The 22,467-nt window shown below is 67.3% G+C and carries 24 protein-coding genes and 1 tRNA gene; 9 read left to right on the top strand and 16 right to left on the bottom strand.

Going from position 1 to position 22,467, the window contains the following annotated elements; translation table 11 throughout:
• Positions 1-162: 162 nt before the first annotated feature.
• The 3 genes from ACFVJ3_RS34680 to ACFVJ3_RS34670 all read right to left on the bottom strand — a co-directional run bounded on the left by ACFVJ3_RS34680 (position 163) and on the right by ACFVJ3_RS34670 (position 1,731).
• Entirely contained in the window at positions 163-867 is a 705-nt protein-coding gene (locus ACFVJ3_RS34680; RefSeq protein ID WP_378456360.1) for a dienelactone hydrolase family protein, read from the bottom strand.
• 11 nt (positions 868-878) lie between these two features.
• A complete protein-coding gene (locus ACFVJ3_RS34675) occupies positions 879-1,172 on the bottom strand; it encodes a putative quinol monooxygenase (protein WP_378456359.1) in 294 nt (97 codons plus the stop codon).
• Between the two features lie 61 nt (positions 1,173-1,233).
• Positions 1,234-1,731 (bottom strand): hypothetical protein, encoded by a 498-nt coding sequence (locus tag ACFVJ3_RS34670; RefSeq protein ID WP_378456358.1) that lies wholly within the window; start codon positions 1,729-1,731, stop codon positions 1,234-1,236.
• A 31-nt stretch (positions 1,732-1,762) separates the two neighbouring features.
• On the opposite strand from ACFVJ3_RS34670, the gene ACFVJ3_RS34665 reads away from it, so the two are divergent.
• Positions 1,763-2,671 carry an SDR family NAD(P)-dependent oxidoreductase gene (locus ACFVJ3_RS34665; RefSeq protein ID WP_378456357.1) on the top strand — a complete coding sequence of 303 codons (909 nt, stop codon included), beginning with the start codon at positions 1,763-1,765 and terminating at the stop codon, positions 2,669-2,671.
• A gap of 9 nt (positions 2,672-2,680) precedes the next feature.
• Here ACFVJ3_RS34665 and ACFVJ3_RS34660 read toward each other — a convergent pair whose 3' ends face one another.
• Both ACFVJ3_RS34660 and ACFVJ3_RS34655 read right to left on the bottom strand, forming a co-directional pair.
• Entirely contained in the window at positions 2,681-3,520 is an 840-nt protein-coding gene (locus tag ACFVJ3_RS34660; RefSeq protein ID WP_378456356.1) for an SDR family oxidoreductase, read from the bottom strand.
• A gap of 1 nt (position 3,521) precedes the next feature.
• Complete coding sequence (locus ACFVJ3_RS34655) at positions 3,522-3,965, bottom strand: hypothetical protein (RefSeq protein ID WP_378456355.1); 444 nt, start codon at positions 3,963-3,965, stop codon at positions 3,522-3,524.
• 116 nt (positions 3,966-4,081) lie between these two features.
• On the opposite strand from ACFVJ3_RS34655, the gene ACFVJ3_RS34650 reads away from it, so the two are divergent.
• The gene (locus tag ACFVJ3_RS34650; RefSeq protein ID WP_378456354.1) at positions 4,082-4,747 is read left to right on the top strand and encodes a TetR/AcrR family transcriptional regulator; all 666 of its coding nucleotides are present in this window, start codon (positions 4,082-4,084) and stop codon (positions 4,745-4,747) included.
• Between the two features lie 32 nt (positions 4,748-4,779).
• Here the strand turns inward: ACFVJ3_RS34650 and ACFVJ3_RS34645 are convergent, their stop codons facing one another.
• From ACFVJ3_RS34645 to ACFVJ3_RS34625, 5 genes are all read right to left on the bottom strand, one after another.
• The gene (locus tag ACFVJ3_RS34645) at positions 4,780-5,229 is read right to left on the bottom strand and encodes an acyl-CoA thioesterase (RefSeq protein WP_378456353.1); all 450 of its coding nucleotides are present in this window, start codon (positions 5,227-5,229) and stop codon (positions 4,780-4,782) included.
• 22 nt (positions 5,230-5,251) lie between these two features.
• On the bottom strand, positions 5,252-6,166 hold the full coding sequence (locus ACFVJ3_RS34640; RefSeq protein ID WP_378456373.1) for a cutinase family protein: 915 nt from the start codon (positions 6,164-6,166) through the stop codon (positions 5,252-5,254).
• Positions 6,167-6,347: 181 nt separating this feature from the next.
• Positions 6,348-7,799: a glutamate synthase subunit beta gene (locus ACFVJ3_RS34635; protein WP_378456352.1), complete on the bottom strand. Its 1,452-nt coding sequence runs from the start codon at positions 7,797-7,799 to the stop codon at positions 6,348-6,350.
• Positions 7,792-12,420, bottom strand: a complete 4,629-nt coding sequence (gene gltB / locus ACFVJ3_RS34630; RefSeq protein WP_378456351.1) for a glutamate synthase large subunit — start codon at positions 12,418-12,420, stop codon at positions 7,792-7,794. Before gltB ends, ACFVJ3_RS34635 begins: the two co-directional genes overlap by 8 nt.
• A 306-nt stretch (positions 12,421-12,726) precedes the next feature.
• Positions 12,727-13,275 (bottom strand): TetR/AcrR family transcriptional regulator, encoded by a 549-nt coding sequence (locus tag ACFVJ3_RS34625; RefSeq protein WP_378456350.1) that lies wholly within the window; start codon positions 13,273-13,275, stop codon positions 12,727-12,729.
• 54 nt (positions 13,276-13,329) lie between these two features.
• Here ACFVJ3_RS34625 and ACFVJ3_RS34620 point away from each other — a divergent pair, with 54 nt between their 5' ends.
• The 6 genes from ACFVJ3_RS34620 (at position 13,330) to ACFVJ3_RS34595 (ending at position 18,328) form a co-directional block, all read left to right on the top strand.
• Positions 13,330-14,352: an FAD-dependent oxidoreductase gene (locus ACFVJ3_RS34620; protein ID WP_378456349.1), complete on the top strand. Its 1,023-nt coding sequence runs from the start codon at positions 13,330-13,332 to the stop codon at positions 14,350-14,352.
• A gap of 300 nt (positions 14,353-14,652) precedes the next feature.
• Positions 14,653-15,504 carry a glycoprotein gene (locus tag ACFVJ3_RS34615; protein ID WP_378456348.1) on the top strand — a complete coding sequence of 284 codons (852 nt, stop codon included), beginning with the start codon at positions 14,653-14,655 and terminating at the stop codon, positions 15,502-15,504.
• A 71-nt stretch (positions 15,505-15,575) separates the two neighbouring features.
• Positions 15,576-16,241 (top strand): hypothetical protein, encoded by a 666-nt coding sequence (locus ACFVJ3_RS34610; RefSeq protein ID WP_378456347.1) that lies wholly within the window; start codon positions 15,576-15,578, stop codon positions 16,239-16,241.
• The gene (locus ACFVJ3_RS34605) at positions 16,238-17,005 is read left to right on the top strand and encodes a hypothetical protein (protein WP_378456346.1); all 768 of its coding nucleotides are present in this window, start codon (positions 16,238-16,240) and stop codon (positions 17,003-17,005) included. The genes ACFVJ3_RS34610 and ACFVJ3_RS34605 overlap by 4 nt, the downstream gene beginning before the upstream one ends.
• A gap of 304 nt (positions 17,006-17,309) precedes the next feature.
• Complete coding sequence (locus tag ACFVJ3_RS34600; RefSeq protein ID WP_378456345.1) at positions 17,310-18,068, top strand: RHS repeat-associated core domain-containing protein; 759 nt, start codon at positions 17,310-17,312, stop codon at positions 18,066-18,068.
• An 11-nt stretch (positions 18,069-18,079) separates the two neighbouring features.
• Positions 18,080-18,328 carry an HNH/endonuclease VII fold putative polymorphic toxin gene (locus tag ACFVJ3_RS34595; protein WP_378456344.1) on the top strand — a complete coding sequence of 83 codons (249 nt, stop codon included), beginning with the start codon at positions 18,080-18,082 and terminating at the stop codon, positions 18,326-18,328.
• Positions 18,329-18,713: 385 nt separating this feature from the next.
• On the opposite strand, the gene ACFVJ3_RS34590 is transcribed toward ACFVJ3_RS34595, so the two are convergent.
• Positions 18,714-19,109: an SRPBCC family protein gene (locus tag ACFVJ3_RS34590; RefSeq protein ID WP_378456343.1), complete on the bottom strand. Its 396-nt coding sequence runs from the start codon at positions 19,107-19,109 to the stop codon at positions 18,714-18,716.
• 111 nt (positions 19,110-19,220) lie between these two features.
• Here ACFVJ3_RS34590 and ACFVJ3_RS34585 point away from each other — a divergent pair, with 111 nt between their 5' ends.
• Positions 19,221-19,616 (top strand): VOC family protein, encoded by a 396-nt coding sequence (locus ACFVJ3_RS34585; RefSeq protein WP_378456342.1) that lies wholly within the window; start codon positions 19,221-19,223, stop codon positions 19,614-19,616.
• Here the strand turns inward: ACFVJ3_RS34585 and ACFVJ3_RS34580 are convergent.
• The 5 genes from ACFVJ3_RS34580 to ACFVJ3_RS34560 form a co-directional block, all read right to left on the bottom strand.
• Complete coding sequence (locus ACFVJ3_RS34580; RefSeq protein ID WP_378456341.1) at positions 19,606-20,289, bottom strand: helix-turn-helix domain-containing protein; 684 nt, start codon at positions 20,287-20,289, stop codon at positions 19,606-19,608. The two genes, ACFVJ3_RS34585 and ACFVJ3_RS34580, sit on opposite strands and share 11 nt — an antisense overlap.
• A 40-nt stretch (positions 20,290-20,329) precedes the next feature.
• Positions 20,330-20,791 (bottom strand): RDD family protein, encoded by a 462-nt coding sequence (locus ACFVJ3_RS34575; RefSeq protein ID WP_378456340.1) that lies wholly within the window; start codon positions 20,789-20,791, stop codon positions 20,330-20,332.
• Positions 20,788-21,441, bottom strand: coding sequence for a hypothetical protein (locus tag ACFVJ3_RS34570; protein ID WP_378456339.1), 654 nt, complete (start codon positions 21,439-21,441; stop codon positions 20,788-20,790). Before ACFVJ3_RS34570 ends, ACFVJ3_RS34575 begins: the two co-directional genes overlap by 4 nt.
• Before the next feature lie 53 nt (positions 21,442-21,494).
• Positions 21,495-21,890 carry a DUF6292 family protein gene (locus ACFVJ3_RS34565; RefSeq protein WP_378456338.1) on the bottom strand — a complete coding sequence of 132 codons (396 nt, stop codon included), beginning with the start codon at positions 21,888-21,890 and terminating at the stop codon, positions 21,495-21,497.
• Between the two features lie 272 nt (positions 21,891-22,162).
• Positions 22,163-22,248 (bottom strand) — tRNA-Leu (locus tag ACFVJ3_RS34560).
• Between the last annotated feature and the right edge of the window lie 219 nt (positions 22,249-22,467).

Raw genomic sequence — 22,467 nt, 5'->3', positions numbered from 1 at the left:
GACGCACATCGGGTTCCCGTTCGTGACATCGACGTCGGAACCCGCGAAACGCACAGCCCGCGTGGCGGTATCCGCAACACGCCGCGACTTGTCACGGTCGTGTACGGATCCGGCGCCGGCGTACAACTAGCCGACCGGTCGGACGCGGTGATCCGGCCGCCGTCAGTCGGTTCCGGCGGCGGCGCGTGTGACGTCGATGTGTGAGCCGAACCACGCGAGCGTGCGTGCCCAACCGTCCCGCGCGGCCGCTTCGTCGTACACGATGGGACGGTCGTCGCAATGGAAGCCGTGTTCGGCTTCGGCGTAGCGGACGATCTCGGTGTCCACCGGGGTGTGCGCGACCGCGGCGCGCAACTCCTCGACTTCCTCGGTCGAGATCCCCTTGTCGCGGTCTCCGAACAGGCCGAGCCACGGCGTTCCGAGCTGCTCGGCGACGTCGAGTTGCGATGGATATCCGAAGCGTCCCTTCGCGACGCCTCCGCCGTAGAAACTCACCGCCGCCCCGAGGTCGAGGCGCGTCGCCGTGTGGAACGCGACCGTCCCGCCCATGCAGAATCCGACGATCGCGGTGTTCCGTGGGTCGATCGAGGCCGCCGACAGAGCCGCGACGGCCCCGTCGACGTCCTCGTCGATGTGCGCCGCGGTGAGCTCACCGATCAGCGACATCGCCGACGTCATGTCGTCGTACTCCAGCACCGGATCGCCGCGCCGGTGGAACAGGTGCGGCGCGACGGCGTGGTACCCGGCGTCGGCGAAACGGCGGCAGACGTCGACGATGTGCCCGGTGACGCCGAACGCCTCCTGGATGACGACGACACCGCCGCGGACGGGACCTTCGGGGGCGATGCTGGTGATTGGTGTGGTCACGAACTACGACTCTAGGAAACCGGCTTCAGCGGGTGGATCGCCGGTGCCCCGGCGAGGTGCTCACCGAACGTCCCGAGCGCGGCCTGGAAGTGCGGCGACTTCATGTGCGCGTCGAGCGCTTCCTGGCCGGTCCACACCTCCACGGTGACGAAGGTTCCCGCGACCGCGGTTGATTCGAACACCTCGTACGAGATGCAGCCCTCTTCCTTGCGGCTCTCCGCCCCCAGGGCGGACAGTCCGTCGCGGACGGTGTCCTCGGAACCGGGCTTGGCAGGAATGGTCGCTACGACATGCAGATCGGACATCGACTCCCTTTCGTGAACGCCACCTCGTGTGGCCCGTCTCACGTAAGCACAGTTGGGTCGGCTAGGAAACCCGAAGTCGCGTCAAATAATCGGCGACCCTCGGTTCGTCCCAGCCGTGCGCTTCACGGAGACCGTCCGCGATGGTCGCGAGATAGGCGGGCGCCGGTGCGTTCCGGGCGACGACGTCACCGCGGGCCCGAGTGGTGAACGTGCACATGGGGACACCGTTGCGGGATCCGAGAGTGACCAGGCGGTCGTAGCAGGCGGGTTCCTGCGCGTGGATGTCCTCGAACTGTTCCTGTGTCACCAGGAATGCGCGGGCCGCGACGGAGCCGGGCGCGTCGGGGTCGTAGAAGGCGCGGCCGCCGCCCCAGATCCGCGACTCTCCCGCGAAGAACACCGAGCCGGGTATGACCACCGGTATCGACTCGCGCGGAGCGCTCGCGTCGCGGGCGCCCGCGTGCACGAGGTTGCCCCCGGCCGGGCAACCACCACGCAGATAGCAGGTCAGACGCGACGCCGCCATGTTGGATCCATAGCTGACATACCAGATCAGCACACAAACGACCGTACTCGGACAAGATGGTCACATGAGTCTTCTCGGCGAAGTCAGGGGCTGGCGCAGCGGTTCTCGGAAGCATCACCGTCTGCGGGACCTCGACGGCACTCTCGTCGTCGTCACCGGCGGCGGCAGCGGGATCGGCCGCGAGACCGCGCTGGCGTTCGCGTCAGAAGGCGCGGTCGTGGTGGTCGCCGACCGCGACCTCGAATCCGCGCAGCAGACCTCCGATCTCATCAACTCCGCCCAGATGAAGGGCGGCGGTGCGGTCGCCATCTTCGGCGGCGGCTCCCACGCGTATCAGGTGGACGTCGCGGTGGAGGACGAGGTGCAGCGCTTCGCGGAGCAGGTACAGGCCGAGCACGGCACCCCCGACATCGTGGTCAACAACGCCGGGATCGGATATTCGGGCACGTTCACGAAGACCCCGCAGAAGGACTTCGAGCGGGTCATGGACGTGAATTTCTGGGGTGTCGTCTACGGCTCCCGCGTATTCTCCCAGCAGATGATCGACCGCGGAACCGGTGGGCACATCGTCAACCTGTCGTCCGCCGCGGCGTTCACGCCGCAGAAGCAACTCACCGCGTACGCGACGAGCAAGGCCGCGGTGTTCATGCTGTCGGACTGTCTCCGAGCGGAATTGGTGAACCACGGCATCGGCGTCAGCGCCATCTGTCCCGGACTGGTCCACACCAACATCGTCAAGGCCACCGACTTCGCGGGCGCCACACCGGAGGAGCAGGCGAAGAAGCGGGACCGGACCGACAAGCTCTACCGCAGACGCGGTTTCACCCCGGACCGGGTGGCGACGCAGATCGTGAAGGCCGTCAAGCACAACAGGGCCGTCGTCCCCGTCACGCCCGAGGCCAAGTTCGGGCGGGCGCTGAGCCGCCTGGCCCCGGGCAGCATGCGGCTCGGCGCCCGCTTCGACCTCGGCTGATCCGATACGTCAGGGGGTGGGCGCCTGCACCCGGCCGGTGTAGGCGTCCATGCTGTGGTACACACCGAGCCGGTCGGCCAGACGGTCCCAGGCACGCACGGGCAGGACGGCTTTCGCCACCCGCGACAGGTACAGCGACCGCGGCAGCATCAGCAGCGGTCTCCCCTGTTTCATCGCCCGCCACGACCGGGCCGTGACGTCCTCCGGGCGGAGGATCGGGGCGAACAGGGGATTCTTCACACCGTCGAACATGCCGGTGGAGATGTAGCTCGGGCACACGGTGGTGACCTTGACGTGCCCGTGGCCGGCCTGGACCAGTTCGAGTCGCAGCGAATCGCTCCATCCCAGGGCAGCCCACTTCGACGCCGCGTAGACGGCCATCCGCGGCGTCGCCACGGTCCCGGCGGCGGAGGCGATGTTCACGATGCGGCAGTCCCGCCCTCGGTCCTCGATCATGGCGGGCAGGAATTCGTTGGTGATGTACATCGGCGCGAGCGTGTTGACGTCCATCACGAATTTGGTGTCCGACTCGTGGTCGTGATCCCAGAAGTACTTGCCGCGCACCACACCGGCGTTGTTGACGAGCACGTCGGGACGACCGAACGCATCCCGCACCTCGGCGGCCGCCTTGCGGACGGATTCGAGGTCGGCGACGTCGACGACGTGTGCGCTGACGGTGCACCCCGACTCGCGCAGTTCCTGCGCCGTGCGTTCGAGCGCGTCGGCGTCGATGTCCCACAACACCGCCGCGCCGGCGTGGTCGGCGGCGGCGAGCCGGGCGAACAGGCGTCCCATCCCCATTGCCGCCCCGGTGATCAGGACCGTCTTGCCCGCTGCCGAGAATCCCACGTCATGCTCTCCTTCGGTCGAGACCGGCCGGGTCGGCGGGCTCGTGGTAGAGGGTTTCGATCCGGTCCTTCAACGTGACCTGTGCACGTCGCAGCGCCTGCCACACGACCGGTGCGGCCACACCGCCGAGCAGTTGTCCGGCCGGTCTGCCTGGAGAGTGGTAGCGGAAGTCGACGGTGAGCTCCGTTTCGTCCGGGCTGAGCGCGTCGAACGTCCAGACCGATCCGTGCACACCGTGATCTGCCTCGACGACGAGCCGGCGATCCGGATCCGACGCGACGACCCGGGCGCGGGACGGCAGCGGGATCGGACCGAGCACGGTCTCCGGATCACCGAGGTACTCGAAGGCCATCGCGGGCGGAACGACGATCACGGTGGTGCTGCGTAACCCGATCATCGAACGTCCGGAACTGCGGGGGTCGGACAGGCAGAGCTGAATGGACAAGACGGATATCCCAACGTGTCGACGTCCGAGGCGGAGAGTGTGTGGTACATCGATGTACCGCATACCGCCGACCGTATACGGAAACGCAACAACAGGGAAGACTACGATTCGATTCGATGACGAAACCCCAGCAAGACGCCGGTGACGGGCGTGCTGCCCGTTGGCGTGGCCAACGCGAGAAGCGGCGCTCGGAGCTCGTCGAACGGGCACTCGTCGCCATCGACGCAGAAGGTCCCGACGTGTCGGTCGCCACGATGGCCGTCTACGCCGAGGTCGCGCGAACCCGCATCTACCGGCATTTCGACGACAGCACCGACCTCAAGAACGCCGTCGCCCAGCGGGTCGCGGCGATGATGCTCCTCGAATACGCGCCCGTGATCACCGTCGACGGTGCACCGCACGCCATCCTCACCCGCGCCGCGCGCACCCACCTCGACTGGGTGACCGAACACGCCAACCTGTACCGCTACCTGATGTCGTTCTCCCCCGCGGCCGGAGAGGTGCGGCGGGCCATCAGCACCGCGGTCTCCGACATGCTCCACCCGTACCTGGACGCCCTCGGCGCCCCCGCCGCCGCGACACCGCTGGCCACTGCGCTGATCGGGATGGTCGAGTCGGTGTCCGCGGAATGGATCGATCGACCTGGCGGCACCGACGTCGGCGCGTTGACCGAACAGCTGGCCGCCTGGGCGTGGGCGCTGGTCGACACGACGATGCGCAGCCGCGGCGCGGTCCTCGACCCCGACAGTCCCCTACCGGCCCCCGACGACCTCCGCACGTGAGTGGGAAAGCGTGCCGGAACACACTTTCCCACTCACGTGCGGGACCAGCGGGTCAGGTACTCGCGCTCGGTGACGGTGATGCGGCGTAGCCGCTGGGCATCGACGTCCGCGACGGCCATCTGAGTGGTGGCGGTGACGGCGGGCGGGTCGGTGATCGGGGTACGGGCGCCCCGGACCTCGTAGCCGATGGTGAAGTCGACGGCCCGATGTTTGGCGATCCACATCGTGATCCGCAGGGGACTGTCGGAGTGCCGCAACTGTCCCCGGTACTTCACGTGGATGTCGGCGATGAACGCGCTCGTGATGAGCGACGAGTTCTCGCTGCCCTCGCTGAGCAGCCAGTCGATCCGGGCCTCTTCGAGCAACGTCACCATCCGCGCATGGTTGATGTGCTGGAAGGCGTCCATGTCGGACCACCGGACGGTCACGAAGGCGTCGTAGCCGACGACGGCGGCAGGGGTGTCAGTCACGTTGGACATCATCCTCTGCCGCCGTCGGCCGAACTCACGCGATGTCGCGCAACCAGTTCCTCAGCCACGTCGTGGCGGGCGTACCCGATCCGTCGACCGCGTAGCTGGTGTAGTCCTGGTGAGCCTGCGACTTGTAGAACTGCTCGAGTTCGTCGATGCGCTTCTCGTTGGACTGCTCGTCCAGCTGAGCCATCAGGGCCGGCACACCGCCGACGGCGAGAATGTCGTTCCAGATCGCGAGCGCTTCCTGCTGGTAGCGCCCGAACAGCGTCGGCGTCGGATCCGACGTCTGCGCGAGGAATCCGGCGAGCCGCGTGACGAAGTCTTCCTTCGGCGTGGAGCAGTACAGGTCGCCGTACGCGCAGAAGGTGCGTGTGTTCTGGCTGACAAAGCCGAACCCGCCGATGCGGGGACCACCGGCACCGCTGCCGGCGACGGCAGGGCCGACGAGGGCATCGGTCGGCGACCGCCGCGGATCGGAGACGAGTCCGACGGCAGCGATCTTGTCCGCGGGCACCACACCGAGACCGGTGCCGATCTCCGCAGCGAGATCACCTGCGGCGTCGGCGCCCTGGCTGTAACCGATGATCGACAGCTTGGTGCCGGGGCACTGCTGCGACATCGACGACAGCATGCCCTCGGCATTGCTGACCGCCTGCGCCTTCGAGCGCCCGTACACCTCGGACTCCCACGGGAAGGCCGTGGCGGCGTACGTGACGTAGTCGGTGCGGATCGACGACGGCAGACCGTTCGTCACCGCGGACAGCAGACCTGGTGTGGGCCTGACATTGTCCTTGGTGGACGTTTCCCACGTCCCCGGAATCGCGACCACATACAGGCTCGGGCAGGGGTCCGCGTTCGCCACTGCGCTCGTACCCACCACTCCCGATGCCACCGGGATGGCTGCCGCAGCAGCCACTGCGGTCAGAAATGCGATAACCCGTTTCATTGCCATGGCCTCAACCTGTTCTCCCCTTCGCCGTCCTGCAGACGGGATGCTGCCAGGACGACGTGACCTAAAGATGCACGATCGGTAAATGAACGTTACCGACCGAACGTGACCTCCGCACGATAAACCGACACCCCGGTAGGAAAACCTACCGGGGTGCGGATTGTACGAGCAGTTACACCTACCGCTGCGGGGCGGTGGTGGTCTCGATCGGAGACGGCAGCGCCGACTCCCCCTCGAGGTACGCATCGACCGCGGCGGCCGCCGAGCGACCCTCGGCGATGGCCCACACGATCAGCGACTGACCGCGTCCCATGTCGCCGGCCACGAAGACGCCGTCGACGTTGGTGGCCCACTTCGCGGAGCGGGCGACGTTGCCGCGCTCGTTGAGGTCGACGCCGAGATCGGTGAGCAGGCCCGGCTTCTCGGGTCCGACGAAGCCCATCGCCAGCAGGACGAGGTCGGCCTCGAGCTCGAAGTCCGAGCCCTCCACCTTCTCGAAGCGACCCGACTTCATCTCGACCTCGTGGGCCTTCAGTGCGGTCACCTTGCCGTCGGCACCGACGAAGCGTTCCGTGTTCACGGAGAAGAGGCGTTCGCCGCCCTCCTCGTGTGCGGACGCGACCCGGTACATCAGCGGGTACGTCGGCCACGGGGTGTGCTCGGCGCGGGTCTCGGGAGGTCTCGGCATGATCTCGAACTGGTGAACGCTCTCGGCACCCTGACGGTGCGAGGTGCCCAGGCAGTCCGCGCCGGTGTCGCCGCCGCCGATGATGACGACCTTCTTGCCCTCCGCGGTGATGGTCGGCTCCTCCAGGTCGCCGAGCTGCACGCGGTTGGCGATCGGCAAGAACTCCATCGCCTGGTGGATACCGTCCAACTCGCGGCCGGGGATCGGCAGGTCGCGGGCGTCGGTGGCACCGCCGGCCAGGACCACGGCGTCGAACTGCGCACGCAGGGCGTCCGCGGTGATGTCGACGCCCACGTTGACACCCGTCTTGAAGACGGTGCCCTCGGAGTTCATCTGGTCGAGACGGCGGTCGATGTGCCGCTTCTCCATCTTGAACTCGGGGATGCCGTACCGCAGGAGCCCGCCGATACGGTCGGCCCGCTCGAACACGGTGACCATGTGCCCGGCGCGGGTCAGCTGCTGCGCTGCAGCGAGACCCGCGGGACCGGAACCGACGACGGCGACCTTCTTGCCCGTCGAACGGGTCGGGTGCACCGGCTTGACCCAGCCCTCGTCGAAGGCGCGGTCGATGAGCTCGACCTCGACCTGCTTGATGGTGACGGGGTCCTGGTTGATGCCCAGGACACACGACGCCTCACAGGGTGCGGGGCACAGCCGCCCGGTGAACTCCGGGAAGTTGTTGGTCGCGTGCAGACGCTCGATGCCGTCGTGCCAACGATCCCGGTACACCAGGTCGTTCCACTCGGGAATCAGGTTCCCCAGCGGACAGCCGTTGTGGCAGAACGGGATACCGCAGTCCATGCACCGGCTGGCCTGAGTCTTCAGGGTGTCCGACGAGAACTCCTCGTAGACCTCGTTCCAGTCGAGCAGGCGCAACGGCACCGGCCGGCGAACCGGAAGTTCGCGTGACGTGTGCTTCAGGAAGCCGCTTGGATCACCCACGAGCTGCCTCCATCACTGCCTCGTCCACGTTCTTTCCATCCTTCTTCGCGGCCTCGATGGCCAAGAGCACCTTCTTGTAATCGCGGGGCATCACCTTCGCGAAATGATTGACCTGCTGCGACCAGTCGGACAGGATGCGCGCGGCAACCTCCGAGCCCGTCTCGTCGCGGTGACGCTCGATGGCGGACTTCAGCCAGGTGAAGTCGTCACCCGTCAGGTCCTCGAGATCCACCAGTTCCGTGTTGAGGTTGTCCTCGAACACCTTGTCCGGGTTGTAGACGTACGCGACGCCACCGGACATGCCGGCACCGAAGTTGCGTCCCGTCGCACCGAGGATGACGACCTTTCCGCCGGTCATGTACTCGCAACCGTGGTCGCCGACTCCCTCGACCACCGCGGTGGCGCCGGAGTTTCGGACCGCGAATCGCTCGCCAACGACACCCCGGAGCAGAGCCTCACCGCTCGTGGCACCGAACAGGATCACGTTGCCGCCGATGATGTTGTCCTCGGCGACGAAGCCGGGGGCGGTCTCCAGCGGCGGGCGCACCACGAGTCGTCCACCGGACAGGCCCTTGCCGACGAAGTCGTTGGCATCGCCGTGCAGGCGCAGGGTCATGCCCTTGGGGACGAACGCACCGAAGCTGTTACCGGCCGAACCGGTGAACGTGATGTCGATCGTGTTGTCCGGCAGGCCCTCGCCGCCGTACGCCTTCGTCACCTCGTGGCCGAGCATGGTGCCGACCGTGCGGTTGACGTTGGTGATCGGCGACTCGAACGTGACCTTCTGGCCCTTGTCGAGAGCGTTGCGGCTCTGGACGATCAGCTGCTGGTCGAGTGCCTTGTCGAGGCCGTGGTCCTGGGTGCCCGTGCAGTACAGGTCCTGGTCCATGAACGCCGACTCGGTCTCGTGGAGGATCGGCGACAGGTCGAGGTTGCCGGCCTTGCTGCCCTTCCAGTGCTCGAGCGCCTTCGTGGTGTCGAGGACATCCACCTGTCCGACGGCCTCGTCGAGGGTGCGGAAGCCGAGCTCGGCGAGGAGTTCGCGCACCTCTTCGGCGATGAAGAGGAAGAAGTTCTCCACGAACTCCGGCTTGCCACTGAACCGCTTGCGCAGAACCGGGTTCTGCGTGGCGACACCCACGGGGCAGGTGTCGAGGTGGCAGACCCGCATCATGATGCAGCCCGACACCACCAGCGGAGCGGTCGCGAAACCGAACTCCTCGCCACCGAGCAGCGCGGCGACCATGACGTCGCGGCCGGTCTTGAGCTGGCCGTCGACCTGCACGACGATACGGTCGCGCAGACCGTTGAGCAGCAGCGTCTGCTGGGTCTCGGCGAGGCCGAGCTCCCACGGGGCGCCCGCGTGCTTCATCGACGTCAGCGGGGTGGCACCGGTGCCACCGTCGTGACCGGAGATCAGCACGACGTCCGCGTGCGCCTTGGACACACCCGCGGCGACGGTGCCGACACCGACCTCGGACACCAGCTTCACGTGGATCCGGGCCTGCGGGTTGGCGTTCTTCAGGTCGTGGATCAGCTGCGCGAGATCCTCGATCGAGTAGATATCGTGGTGCGGCGGCGGCGAGATCAGCCCGACGCCGGGCGTGGAGTGCCGGACCTCGGCCACCCACGGGTACACCTTGTGCGCCGGCAGCTGGCCGCCCTCACCGGGCTTCGCTCCCTGCGCCATCTTGATCTGGATGTCGGTGCAGTTGGTCAGGTAGTGCGAGGTGACACCGAAGCGTCCCGACGCGACCTGCTTGATCGCGGACCGGCGCCAGTCGCCGTTCTCGTCCGGGGTGAAGCGGGCCGGGTTCTCGCCGCCCTCACCGGAGTTGGAACGGCCGCCGAGGCGGTTCATGGCGATGGCGAGGGTCTCGTGCGCCTCGGCGGAGATGGAGCCGTAGCTCATCGCACCGGTCGAGAAGCGCTTGACGATCTCGGTGGCGGGCTCGACCTCGTCCAGCGGGACGGGCTCGCGCACGCCCTTCTTGAACTCGAAGAGGCCGCGCAACGCTGCGAGGCGCTCGGACTGGTCGTCGACCAGCTTCGTGTACTCCTTGAACACCTCGTACTGCCCGGTGCGCGTGGAGTGCTGCAGCTTGAACACCGTGTCCGGGTTGAACAGGTGGTACTCGCCCTCACGACGCCACTGGTACTCGCCGCCCACTTCGAGCTCGCGGTGCGCGCGCTCCTCGGGACGGTCCAGGTACGCGTTGGAGTGACGGACCGCGACGTCGGCGGCGATCTGGTCGAGACCGATGCCGCCGAGGCTGGACTGCAGGCCGGTGAAGTACTCGTCGACCAATTCCTGCGACAGGCCGATGACCTGGAACAGCTGGGCGCCGGTGTAGGACGCCAGGGTGGAGATGCCCATCTTGGACATCACCTTGAGCACACCCTTGCCCGCGGCCTTGATGTAGTTCTGGATGGCCTTGTCGAGGCTGACGCCCTGCAGTTCGTTGTTCTGCACCGCCTCGTCGACGGTCTCGAATGCCATGTACGGGTTGACGGCTGCCGCACCGAAGCCGATGAGGAGCGCCATGTGGTGCACCTCGCGGGCGTCGCCGGCCTCGACGATGAGGCCGACCTTGGTGCGGGTCTTCTCGCGCACCAGGTGGTGGTGCACGGCCGACGTCAGCAGCAGCGACGGGATGGGCGCGTACGTCTCGTTCGACTCACGGTCGGACAGGACGACGAGGCGCGCACCGCCGGCGATGGCCTCCGACACCTGGTAGCGGACGTCGTCGAGGGCCTTGCGCAGACCCGCTCCGCCCTCGGCCACCGGGTACAGACCGCGGACGATGACGCTGCGGAAGTTCGGGAATTCGCCGTCGTCGTTGACGTGAATGAGCTTCGACAGGTCGTCGTTGTGCAGGATCGGCTGCGGCAGGAAGATCTGCCGGCAGGACTCCGCGGTGGGGTGCAGCAGGTCGTGCTCGGGGCCGATGGTGCCGCCGAGACTGGTGACGACCTCCTCACGGATGGCGTCGAGCGGCGGGTTCGTGACCTGCGCGAACAGCTGCGAGAAGTAGTCGAACAGCATCCGCGACCGCGAGGACAGCACGGCGATCGGGGTGTCGGTACCCATGGAGCCGAGAGCCTCGGCACCGGAGAGCGCCATCGGCTTGACGAGGAGGTTGACCTCTTCGTTGGTGTACCCGAACATCAGCTGACGCAGAACGACGCGCTCGTGCGACATGTAGGTGTACGGGCGGTCCGGCAGGTCGTCCATGTGGGTCAGACCCTGGTCGAGCCACTCCTGGTAGGGGTGCTCGGCGGCCAGTTCCGACTTGATCTCGTCGTCGCTGATGATGCGACCCTCGGCGGTGTCGACGAGGAACATGCGGCCGGGCTGCAGCCGGATCTTCTTCACGACGGTGGCGGGGTCGATCGGCAGGACACCTACCTCGGAGGCCATGACGACGAGGCCGTCGTCGGTCACCCAGAGACGCGAGGGGCGCAGTCCGTTGCGGTCCAGGACGGCGCCGATGACGGTGCCGTCGGTGAAGCACACCGACGCCGGTCCGTCCCACGGCTCCATGAGCGACGAGTGGTACTGGTAGAACGCCCGGCGCGCGGGGTCCATGCTCTCGTGACGTTCCCAGGCTTCCGGGATCATCATCAGCACGGCGTGCGGGAGGCTGCGGCCACCGAGGTGCAGCATCTCGAGCACCTCGTCGAACCGCGCGGTGTCGCTGGCGCCCTTCGTGCAGACCGGGAAGATCTTCTCGAGCTGACTGCGCCGATCCTTGCCGGGCCCAACCTCTCCTGACCCGCCGAAGATGTCGCTGTCGATGAGCGCCTCACGGGCACGCATCCAGTTCTCGTTGCCGGTGACGGTGTTGATCTCACCGTTGTGGGCCACGCGCCGGAACGGGTGGGCCAGCGGCCACGACGGGAACGTGTTGGTGGAGAAACGCGAGTGCACGAGGCCGAGGGCCGACTCGACGCGCTCGTCCTGCAGGTCCAGGTAGAAACCCTTGAGCTGCGGGGTGGTCAGCATGCCCTTGTAGACGAACGTCTGGCTCGACAGGCTCGGGAAGTACACGGTCTCGCGACCGGGGCCGTCCTTGCCGGCGCCTTCGCTGCCCAGCTCGTGCTCGGTGCGCTTACGGACCACGTAGGCGCGGCGTTCGAGGTCGAGTCCGGTGAGGGCGTCGTTCTCGCTGCCGATGAAGATCTGCCGGAACGTCGGCATGGCGTCGCGGGCCAGGGCGCCGAGCGACGAGTCGTCGGTCGCGACCTCACGCCAGCCGAGGACCTTCAGGCCCTCGCTCTCGACGATCTTCTCGACTGCGTCGGCTGCGCGCTGCGCGTCGGCCTTGCTCTGCGGCAGGAACGCGATGCCGGTGGCGTACGTGCCTTCCGCGGGCAGCGGGAAGTCGACCACGGCGCGGAAGAACTTGTCCGGGACCTGGAGGAGGATGCCGGCGCCGTCACCCGTGTTGGGTTCGGAGCCCGCGGCACCACGGTGCTCGAGGTTCACCAGCGCGGTAATCGCCTTCTCGACGATGTCCCTGCTGCGGCGGCCCTTCATGTCCACGACGAACGCGACACCACAGGAATCGTGCTCGTTCGACGGGTGATACAGCCCCTGGGGGCCTGGAAGTTGCTTCATACCTAGCCTTCGTATGCCAAAAGATGCACCGACGACCAGCAGCGCTGATGGCCATCAACTTGCAATGCAAGTGCCGTCACGACGTGATCGGCACCACCGATCGGCTATCGCCCTTTTGCAGCACGCTGGGTGTGGTCCTCGCACCGGGCGACGTGGCTTTTCGGTCGGGTCGGACTTTCGTGGGTCCAACGTGTAACGAAAACGATAATTCAGAACCCCCGACGAAACACAACTTAGGTTGGCCTATTTACCCTCTGAACTGGGCATTGTCGAGGGCGGACCTCGTCCGACTGCACTGAGTACATGTTAAGTGAGAGCGCCGAGCACCGCTGTAATTCCCGCAGTCGGATCGAAATCGGGATCCGGGACGGTGAGTTGATGAAGGATTACACCGTCCAGGTAGTCGGTGATCACCACTGCGTCGGACGCCGGGTTCCTCGATCCCACGAGTTCCAGCATGTCCGCACCCCATTCTACGAGCGCGCGGCGTGCCGATCCGATCTTCGCGTCCAGACCCGGCGTCACGGACGCCTCGACGAAGAGTGCGTAGCGGGCACTGGTGCGCACGCGGTCCGGACCAGTGGAGAAACTCACGAAGGCAACCAGCGCCTCGGCCAGCGCATCCGTGCCGGCGGGCCGGAGGTGCGCGAACTTCTGCCAGTCCTCCCGGTCACGTTCGACGAGCCGTGTGACGATCCCCTCGAGCAGCGCGCCCCGGCTTCGGAAGTAGTTGGACGCGGACCCCTCGGGCATCCCGGCCAGCTCGTCGACACCCCGGTGCGTGAGGGCCCGGACCCCTTTCGTGCCGAGCAGCGCGATGGCGGCGTCGAGCACCTGCTCCCGTTTGTCTGCCATACCCCGACACTACAACGGTAGTAAATTCACTACACCCGTAGTAGCGTGGTGGTCATGACGCACTCCGCAGCAGTCCTCGGCGGCGGCATCGGCGGACTCGCCGTCGCCCGCTACCTGTCCCGCGCCGGCTGGCACGTCGATGTCTTCGAGCGGGCCGACACCCTGCCCACGTCGGGCACCGCGCTCGGCATGTGGCCGCAGGCCCTCGACGCGCTGGACGCGATCGGCGCAGGTGATCGCGTGCGCACGCTGGGATCACCCCAGCACCGCGGTTCGCTCCTGCGCCCCGACGGGTCCGTGATCGGCGCCATCGACAACCGCGACCGCACCGCCTACCTGCTGTCACGGCCCGCCCTGCTGGCCACACTGGCCGAGGACCTGCCCAACGGAATGATCTCGTTCGGCACATCGGCCCCCGCCCAAGACGCGCTGACGGACCACGACGTCGTGATCGGTGCGGACGGTCTGCGCAGCCCGACCCGCCGTCAACTGTTCGGCGAGAAGTTCGAGCCGCGGTACGTAGGAGCGACCGCCTGGCGCGGGTGGGTACCCGGACATCGCGACACCGTCAGCGAAACCTGGGACACGGACGCACTTTTCGGCATCACACCGCGCGACGGCGATCTCGTCAACTGGTTCGCGTGCGTACGCACCGACGCCGGACACCCCGGCGGCCTCGACTACCTCCGGTCACGTTTCGGGAACTGGCACGCCGACGTCCGGGCAGTGCTGGATGCCGCCACCCCCGACGCGATGCTCCACCACGACCTGTACGAGTCCCCCGCGCTGCCGTCGTACGTGTCCGGCAACACGGCCCTGCTCGGCGACGCCGCCCACGCGATGGCGCCGAACCTCGGCCGGGGCGCCTGCGAGGCCCTCGTCGACGCCGTCGCGCTCGGCCGATTCCTCACCGCCGACACCGACATTCACACCGCGCTTCGCCGTTACGACCGCGCGCGGCGGTCCGCGACGCGGCGGCTGGTGCGTGGATCGCGCGCCATGTCCTCCATCGCGATGACCGGCCGTCTCCGTCCGCTGCGCGATCTGTCGGTGAAGCTCGCCGCGGGCCTGGCCTGACCGGAATGCGGGGGCGCCGGAACGCTTGCCCGTCTGGTACTTTGCCGCGGTAGGGGGACGAGCAAGAACCGGGGGCGGTCATGGGGGCGGTGGACGACGGCTGCGGCAGTGCGCCGGCAGCACGCACGTATCTCATCGGGGAAACAGCACATCCACCTGGTCGGTGGAGGCATTCCGCTGTGCTCGCTTTCCTCTTTCGGTGTCTCTGATCTGCACCACTCTTGCGTTTGCTTCGTCAGCACCACTCCGTTCGATCACCATGTCCGTTCGACTTCAGGAGTCAAAGCCTTGAGAATCCGCATGCACGCTCTGGCAGCCGCGATTTCGGTGTCCACCGCCGCACTGCTCGGTGCCGCGACGGCACACGCCGCTCCGACCACGTCGCCATCCACGTCGCAGCCGGGCGTCACCGACCCCTCGGCCCCGCCCACCACGTCGCAGCCCGGCGTGACGGTTCCGACGGCGCCGCCCACCACGTCGCAGCCGGGCGTCACCGACCCGGCGGCTCCGGCCGCGACGACCCCCGCTCCCCCGCAGGCTCCGCTGGCGGTGCCGGGTGGCGAGACGGTTGTGCCTGCTGCGCCGGCAGCCGACTCGGCGGTGGACGGCAACGCCCCGGCGGTCGACGGGGCGCAGGCCGCCCAGCCGGCGACCGTGTGGATCGACCCCGACGACATGCCGAAGGCGCACCAGGCACCCGTCGCCCCCGCCCTTCCCGTGCCGAAACCGGTGGTCGAGGTGAACGCGGCCGTCGACACGCTGGTCGGCGCGATGCCCGTGGCCGTCAACGGACGCCAGTACGGCAACCCCGAGGGGTACGTCGGCACCATCGGCTGGCGCGTCGGTGACGCCACCGGCACCGCAGGCATCGCCGTCGACCCGTCCTCGCCGACGGCGGCCACCGTCTCCGCGTTCTCGGCCGATTCCAACGCCGAGCACCCCACCAATTGGTCTGCGCCCGTCGACGTCACACCCGTCGCCGCCGCGATCGCGGATGCGGCCCACCGGTACCCGGCCTTCGGGGAGCTGGTTGAGACGATCGCGTCTCTGCCCGCACCGCAACTGCCGCAGCTGCAGTCGACCGACAGCGGTCCGGCTACGACCACGATCGGCGGCGTGAACGTACGCAGCCAGGCGACGCTGCACGTGTGATCCGATTCCCTCGCGCGGAGCCCGCCAGGGGTCGGCTCCGCGCGAGGGAATGAGGTGTGGAGGATTCAACTGTGACAGAACCGCCGAACAGGGCACCCCTCGACCGCTTCTCGCACTGGTTCCCGCCCTTCGCGTCGGCCGCGGCACCCACGGTTCCCACTGCGGAGCCCGAGGCCGAGCAACCCCCCGCTCCGACCTGGCTGACCCCGGGCGACGAGCCCGACTCCACCCCACCTGTTCGCGGCAATCACGGGCTCTTGGTCGCCGGAGCCGCCGCAGCGGTGATCGCCGTCATCGCCGGTGTGGTCGCCGTGTTCGCCTCGACGTCCGGCGATGCGAGCGGAACTCCCTTCGCCGCTGCCGAATCGGGCTGGTGCGTCGAATCCCGCGACGGCTCGACGGTGGTCGGCAACGGTCCCGGCGGAACCTCCGACGGCGTCGCCGCGATCCTGGCCTTCGACCACGCGTACTACGTCGCACGCAGCGGTGCCAAGTCCCGTGAAGTGGTCGCGCCCGACGCGCCGCTGGGGTCCGCCGAGACCATCCAGGGCGGCATCGACTCGGTGCCCGAGGGCACCGAGCACTGCCTCGCCATCACCGAATCCGAACCCGGCCGCTACGCGGTGACGCTGTCGGAACTGCGTCCGGACGGGTCGACGAAGAAATACCAGCAGGTCGTGACCACCGCGGACCGCGACGGTCGCACGTACATCACATCCATTGGAGACGCGAAGTGACCGACCAACTGCTGCAACCACTTCCGGTGTCGACGCTCGTCCTCGGGGCGTGCGGAGGAGCCGGCGCCACCACGACGACACTCGGGCTTTCCAACACCGCCGCAGTGCGCGGCGAGGCGCTCGTGGCCGTCGACGCGACACCCGCGGGCGGCGACATCGCCGAACGCGGCGCCGATGCCGTGCTGTCCGTGAGCGGCCTCGAGCAACTGGTGGCCGCCGGCCCCGTCGCGGACGACGTGTTCGACGGGTACTGCTCCCGCACGAGCGCCGGGACCCGCATCCTGAACCGGATCGGGAATCAGACCGCGACCGACCGTGAATTCCACACTCTCACAGGGGCACTGCGTGCCCGCCGGGTGAGTGCCGTGCACGACCTCGGTCACCGGTTGCGTGCCGCGTACCTCGCGCCGCTGCTGGCCACTCCGTCGCCCATCGTCCTCGTCGTGCCGTGCCGGGCGGACGCGTTCAACCGCCTCCGCTCCGCGTTGCAGTCGATCGGTGACACGCTCGGCGAACCCGGGCTCGCCCGCACCGTCGTCACCGTGTCGAATCAGGACGCCACCGGTTGGCAGGTGGACGTCGACCTCCTCCGCGAGTACCTGGGCGGACAGGTCTGGGGCGTCGAGACCATCCCCTACGACGAACATCTGGGCATGGGGATCGTCATCGAACACAGCAAGCTGGCACCGGACACCCGGGTTGCGTACGAGCGGGTGTCCGCGGCGGCATCAGCGGTTGCCGAAGGTCGTCCGGAACGGGTCTGAGACATCGCGACCCCTCACGCCGCGAGCAACCCCTTCAACCTCTGCAGGTCGGCGTTGACGGCTGCTGCGCACTACTCACCGAAATGGACGCGTTCCGTCAGGGTTTCGGCCAGCCCGCGAAACTGACGGAGGCCCTCCGTTCGGCGCTGCTCCTCATTCCGTTGACCGACGACGACCGACTTCTGACCAGCACGTTCGGCGGACTGAACTGGGTGTGCGCCTTCACCGGCGAACAGGAGTACGCCCGATATGTACTCGCCCGCGACGAACAGAGTGGGCTGCGCCGCTTCCACACCGTGTTCGGGTGGCGACTACGTACGACCCGGAAGGCCGCATGCTGTCGTGGACCGACGGCAACGGCAACCGCATGGTCAACACGTACGACGCGGACGGGAGGGTGGTCCGGCAGAACGGCACCGGCGGCATCCTCGACTCCGAGTTCGACTACCGCAACAACGCGGAGTCCACGGGCACCGTCACCGTGGTCACCGATTCGACCGGCGCGGCGACGGTCCACGGTTTCGACTCCGACCTGCGGCTGCGGGACCTCGTCGACGCCGCAGGGTCACGCACCCACACCGACTACAACGTGCGGCGTGAACCGTTGCGGGTCGTCGGACCCGACTGCGCGACGACGAGCTACCTCTACACCGCCGACGGAGACATTGCCCGGATCACCCGACCCGACGGACACGTCGTCGCCATCGACTACGCCGGCCCCCGCCAACCGGCGACGATCCACCCTCCCGACGGCACGATGTCGCGGCAGGAATGGGACGCGCGGGGAAACCTCCGCTTCCCGGGTCAGTACCACGACCCGGAAACCGGCCTCCACTACAACCTGCACCGGTACTACAACCCCGACACCGCCCGATACCTCACCCAGGACCCACTCGGACTCGCCCCTCACCCAACCCGAACACCTACCCCCACAACCCCACCGGATGGACCGACCCACTCGGCCTGGTGCCGGCGGCATGTGGTGAGGCAAGCCGTAATTCCGCCCTCAATCAGGCCAAGCAAGATGCCGGGATTCCTCGATCTCAGCACCCATTCGAAGTGAATCGAATTCCGATGACCGACAGATTCGACAGAAACATCCTCGGGGACAATGGGTTACCCATTATGACGCGAGAGTACAGTTACCAGCTTCCCAACGGTCGCGTCATCACAATCCAGGATCACGGGGCTGGACACACGTTCGGAGAGGGCGGTATCGGTGATCAAGGCCCACACTTCAACGTGAGACCGGAAGGCGACACCCGCAGCGGCAGAGTGCCCGCGATCTTTCAATCAACGGATGGGGTAACGACTTACCTGTGACGTTGGAAATATCCGAGACCCCTCATTCTCGCTACAGGGTCTCGTGCGGCACGCTCCCCGACTTATCCATGACTGCCCGCTGGATAACCATCTACAAACTATCCGCACATCACAACATTGATCGGGAACAGCCGTTCGAAGATCGCTGATATGACCGCGGCCGCCACGTCCGCACACGGTTTAGTCATCTGCACCCGCAATTGCATGCGCATTTGGCTAATCGGTGTGCAAATGTGCGGCAGGAGGGCTTACCCTGACGTCGAGCGACGATAGCTGAGCGCAGTCACGACATCCGCACACATTTTGGCCATCTTCACACGCAATTGCGTGCGCGGATTACCAATCGGTGTGCAAACGCGACAACAGGCGACAACATCGCGACCCCTCACGCCTCGAGCAACCCCTTCAACCTCTGCAGGTCGGCGTTGACGGCTGCTGCGTCCTGTGCGAACTCTTCGGCGGTGACGCCGTCGCGTCGCCGGATGGTGAAGACGACTTCGCTGTGGTCGCCGTCGGGGATGACGCGCACGGGGTTGTAGACGGTGTCGCCGCTGGGGAGGGTGACGTCGTGGTCGAGGATCCCGTAGTCGTTGGTGGGCGCAAAGGCGACGGCGACCTGTCCCATCGGTGAGTCGGCGAGCCAGCGGTCGCCGTCCCGGGTGATGTTGGTGCTCAGGCCCGCCGCCCAGGCGGGGAGGTTGGCGGGGTCGCTCGCGTAGGCGTACACGTCGGCGGCGGTCCGAGCGATGAACACACTGACATGAGTTGATTCGGTGGTCATGAGTCCCAGCATCCCCGCCGCAGCGCCCGGATGATTGAAGAAATCGGACTCCGGTGCGCGATGTCCGAAACCTTCAATGCGGATCCGTCCGAGGTCGTTAGCGTTCTCGTTATGACCGCAACATTCAGTGCCATCGAACTGGTCGTCCACGACCTGCCCACGTCGCTCGCGTTCTACCGGCGGCTCGGACTCGACATTCCCGGCGACGCCGATCAGGCACCGCACGTCGAATTCGAGTTTCCCGGTGGGATCCGCCTGCTGTGGGACACGGTCGAGACCATCCGCTCGTTCACACCCGACTGGACCGAACCCACCGGCGCGCATCGCGTCGCTCTCGCCTTCGACTGCGGAACCGCCGCCGACGTCGACGCGCTCTTCGACGAGATCACGGGCGACGGCTACAACGGTCGGAAGAAGCCGTGGGATGCACCGTGGGGCCAGCGTTACGCCACCGTCGACGATCCCGACGGCAACCCCGTCGATCTGTTCGCCGCGCTCACGCCGTGACCAGCTGACCGAAGGTGCGACCGGTCAACTCGTGGGCCTCGCGGATCAGATGGGCCTGGTCTGCGAACCCGGCCATGCCGGCCGCCTGCGCTGCGGGAATGGACGAATCCGCCAGCCCCAGCGCCGACTGCAACCGAAGGATCCGGGCCAGCATCTTCGGCCCGTAGCCGAACTGACGTCGGCACAGGCGGTGCAGTTGGCGCTCGCCGACACCGACCCGGTCCGCGACCTCACGGACGGACGTCTGCTGCTCCAGAAGCTGGACGATCGCGGGGATCCTGCCGTCCGGCGGCGGTCCGAGGAGCCGCCGAGAGATCGCGAACTCCTCGAGCGCCCGGCCGGGGTCGGCGTCGTCGGCGATCCTGCCGAGGAATTCCGTGGTGGCGCGGTCGGTCAGCACCTCGGCGAGCGGCACCCGAAGATTGGTCAGCTCCTCTGCCGGCGTCCCCAGGAGATCCGGCAGAGCGCCTGGGGAACAACGCAATCCGACGTAACGGTCGCCCTCCCGACTGCGGCTGAGATACGGCCGGGAGTCGGGGCCGGCCACGACGACGTCACCGTTCATCCAGATGAGGTCCATACAGCCGTCGGGCAGGATGGCGGCCTCACCCCCGGCTGCGGTCTTCTGCCACACCACAGCGCCGGGGAACACCGACCGCCGCTCCGTGTACATGACCCCATGCTAGGCACCCGCTACGACACTGCGCGCGCCGTCAGGTCTCGGCCTCGACCGCGTGCAGGTCCGGCTCCCAGTCGTAGACGACCGCGGTCCGCAGGAGGATGTCCTGCAGGGACCGGCGCCGGCCGTCGACTGCCGCCCAGAGCAATCCGAACCCGAACATCACGCACAGCACCGCCCGGAGAAGAGCCCGCAGCCAGCCGATCAGTTCACCGTTGCGGCTGATCACCCGCAGCCCCATCGTCACGGCACCGACGGTGCGGCCGCTCACGGCCCAGCACGCCGTCAGGTACAGCATCGACACGCCGATGAACAAGGTCACGGAGAGCACGGCATTGGCATCGGGGAACGAGAATTCCTGCGGCGAGAACAGCAAACGCAGGAACAACACTCCTACATATAGGCCGCCCATCACCGCCAGGACGACTGCCAGGTCGATGCCCGCGGCCAGACCGCGGGTGACGATCCCGGCCGCACGATGCGCCGGCGTGCTCATGCATCGCCCGGTTCGTGCCCGCGCCCGAACAACTTGCCCACGAACCCGGAGACGGCGTCGTCGGCCTGCATGCCCTGGGTTCGCACCCCGCGGACCGCCTCGTTCGACATCGAGTCGGTCGACTCGCGGATGATGCGCGGTAGGTCGACGCCTTCGATCACGGTGTCGGCGAGCACCACCAGGTCGACCCGCCCGATGACGGAGTCCACGTCGACGCGGTCGACGATGGCATCCACGTCGACCCGCGCGGCGACGGCGTCGATATCCACGCGATCGAGAATCTGCGGGATGTCCACCCGGGCGGCGATGGCATCCACGTCCACCCGGTCGATGATGCGCTGGATGTCGATGCCCTCGGCGACCACGTCCAGGTCGACGTGATTTCGCACGATCGCGGTGAGGTCCACCTCCTGAAGAGCGACCTGCACGACTCTCCGCAGCACCGCGTGCAGCACCCGATCCGCGAGTTCGTCGGCGCTGCGGAGTGTCTGGGTGCCGCGTTCCTCGAGGGTGACCAGCAGTGGGTCGACTCCCGGCAGGAGTCGCGCCGTGTCGACGCCGAATCCGATCACACGCTGCAACGCACCGCCGGCAGTCGCGGCGACGCCGGCCGCGAGGCGCAGCGGATCAGGGGCTCTCCTGCCGTCCATACTTCGATATCCAAGCCCGTCGACGGTGACGGCGCACGACTTCCCGATTATGGTTACCCGGTCGGTGCATGCGGGCCGTGCACGATGCGCGGGGACGGCCCGTCGGCGGACCGCCGGGGCGCCCAGTCGGCGAGTTCGGTGAGCAACTCGGCGACCCGATCGGAGCAGTGCGCGGGATCCGGCGCCGGCCCCAACCCAAGCCCTTCGACCACCAGCACGTTCCCCTGGGTGAGTCCGTGGACCCCGAGCGACCACCCGAAGTGGCGGTTCCAGGCCAGAACGGCCTTCCGGCCGCGGTAGTAGGGGATCTCGCAGGAAAGGGTCACGACCGCGTCGAAAGCGGGGGTGCACCACCAGTCGACCGACAGGGCGCCCACCGCCGTCGCGACGGAACCGACATACTCACCGACATTCGCCGAGCTCGTGGCCCGGACCTGGCTGACGCTCATACACAACCCACTCTCGACGTTCGCAGAAACCCAACGGAAGAAACCGGACGGCAGGTTCACACTCGAGTCATTCGTCACGGACCGCCGAGAGGACGGGTGCGGGTCCGGAAAGGCCGGAGGTTCGCGACGAGGCTTCTACTCCATCGTCGGGCTGCGACGGTGCGCCCGGTAGCCACCCTGGGGTGTGGATGCATCACCCTTGCGGGAAAACACAAAAGCCACGAACCCGTGGAGTTCGTGGCCTCGATGTCGCGATTCCGAAGAATCGCTTGTGGTGGGCGAAGGGGGACTTGAACCCCCACGTCCCGAAGGACACTGGCACCTGAAGCCAGCGCGTCTGCCATTCCGCCACTCGCCCGAGCGACCCGGAAACATTAACACGGGGTCGCCAGAAATCACGATTCGTACAGGTCAGGACCCGAAACGGCCACAAAAACACCCGTCCAGGCAAAGACCGATATCATGCAATGGCGTAGACCCGTGTCGTGGCCCGAGGCAATGACAGTACCGTGGGCTACGCGCACGGCAGTGGCGCGACACGGACATGTCTTGTCGCAGCCACGCGCACCGAGGACAG

It is taken from the genome of Rhodococcus sp. NPDC127593, from assembly GCF_042671975.1.
Classification (GTDB): Bacteria; Actinomycetota; Actinomycetes; order Mycobacteriales; family Mycobacteriaceae; genus Rhodococcus_F.
The sequence above is the reverse complement of the archived record's forward strand: the minus strand, read 5'-3'. Positions and strand labels throughout refer to the sequence as shown.

Bases quoted from the DNA above. Each gene is read 5' to 3' on its own strand.
- ACFVJ3_RS34675 (WP_378456359.1), bottom strand. From the start codon at position 1,172: ATGTCCGATCTGCATGTCGTAGCGACCATTCCTGCCAAGCCCGGTTCC.
- ACFVJ3_RS34665 (WP_378456357.1), top strand. From the start codon at position 1,763: ATGAGTCTTCTCGGCGAAGTCAGGGGCTGGCGCAGCGGTTCTCGGAAG.
- ACFVJ3_RS34650 (WP_378456354.1), top strand. From the start codon at position 4,082: ATGACGAAACCCCAGCAAGACGCCGGTGACGGGCGTGCTGCCCGTTGG.
- ACFVJ3_RS34645 (WP_378456353.1), bottom strand. From the start codon at position 5,229: ATGATGTCCAACGTGACTGACACCCCTGCCGCCGTCGTCGGCTACGAC.
- ACFVJ3_RS34640 (WP_378456373.1), bottom strand. From the start codon at position 6,166: ATGAAACGGGTTATCGCATTTCTGACCGCAGTGGCTGCTGCGGCAGCC.
- gltB (WP_378456351.1), bottom strand. From the start codon at position 12,420: ATGAAGCAACTTCCAGGCCCCCAGGGGCTGTATCACCCGTCGAACGAG.
- ACFVJ3_RS34625 (WP_378456350.1), bottom strand. From the start codon at position 13,275: ATGGCAGACAAACGGGAGCAGGTGCTCGACGCCGCCATCGCGCTGCTC.
- ACFVJ3_RS34620 (WP_378456349.1), top strand. From the start codon at position 13,330: ATGACGCACTCCGCAGCAGTCCTCGGCGGCGGCATCGGCGGACTCGCC.
- ACFVJ3_RS34615 (WP_378456348.1), top strand. From the start codon at position 14,653: ATGCACGCTCTGGCAGCCGCGATTTCGGTGTCCACCGCCGCACTGCTC.
- ACFVJ3_RS34595 (WP_378456344.1), top strand. From the start codon at position 18,080: ATGACCGACAGATTCGACAGAAACATCCTCGGGGACAATGGGTTACCC.
- ACFVJ3_RS34590 (WP_378456343.1), bottom strand. From the start codon at position 19,109: ATGACCACCGAATCAACTCATGTCAGTGTGTTCATCGCTCGGACCGCC.
- ACFVJ3_RS34585 (WP_378456342.1), top strand. From the start codon at position 19,221: ATGACCGCAACATTCAGTGCCATCGAACTGGTCGTCCACGACCTGCCC.
- ACFVJ3_RS34580 (WP_378456341.1), bottom strand. From the start codon at position 20,289: ATGTACACGGAGCGGCGGTCGGTGTTCCCCGGCGCTGTGGTGTGGCAG.
- ACFVJ3_RS34575 (WP_378456340.1), bottom strand. From the start codon at position 20,791: ATGAGCACGCCGGCGCATCGTGCGGCCGGGATCGTCACCCGCGGTCTG.
- ACFVJ3_RS34570 (WP_378456339.1), bottom strand. From the start codon at position 21,441: ATGGACGGCAGGAGAGCCCCTGATCCGCTGCGCCTCGCGGCCGGCGTC.
- ACFVJ3_RS34565 (WP_378456338.1), bottom strand. From the start codon at position 21,890: ATGAGCGTCAGCCAGGTCCGGGCCACGAGCTCGGCGAATGTCGGTGAG.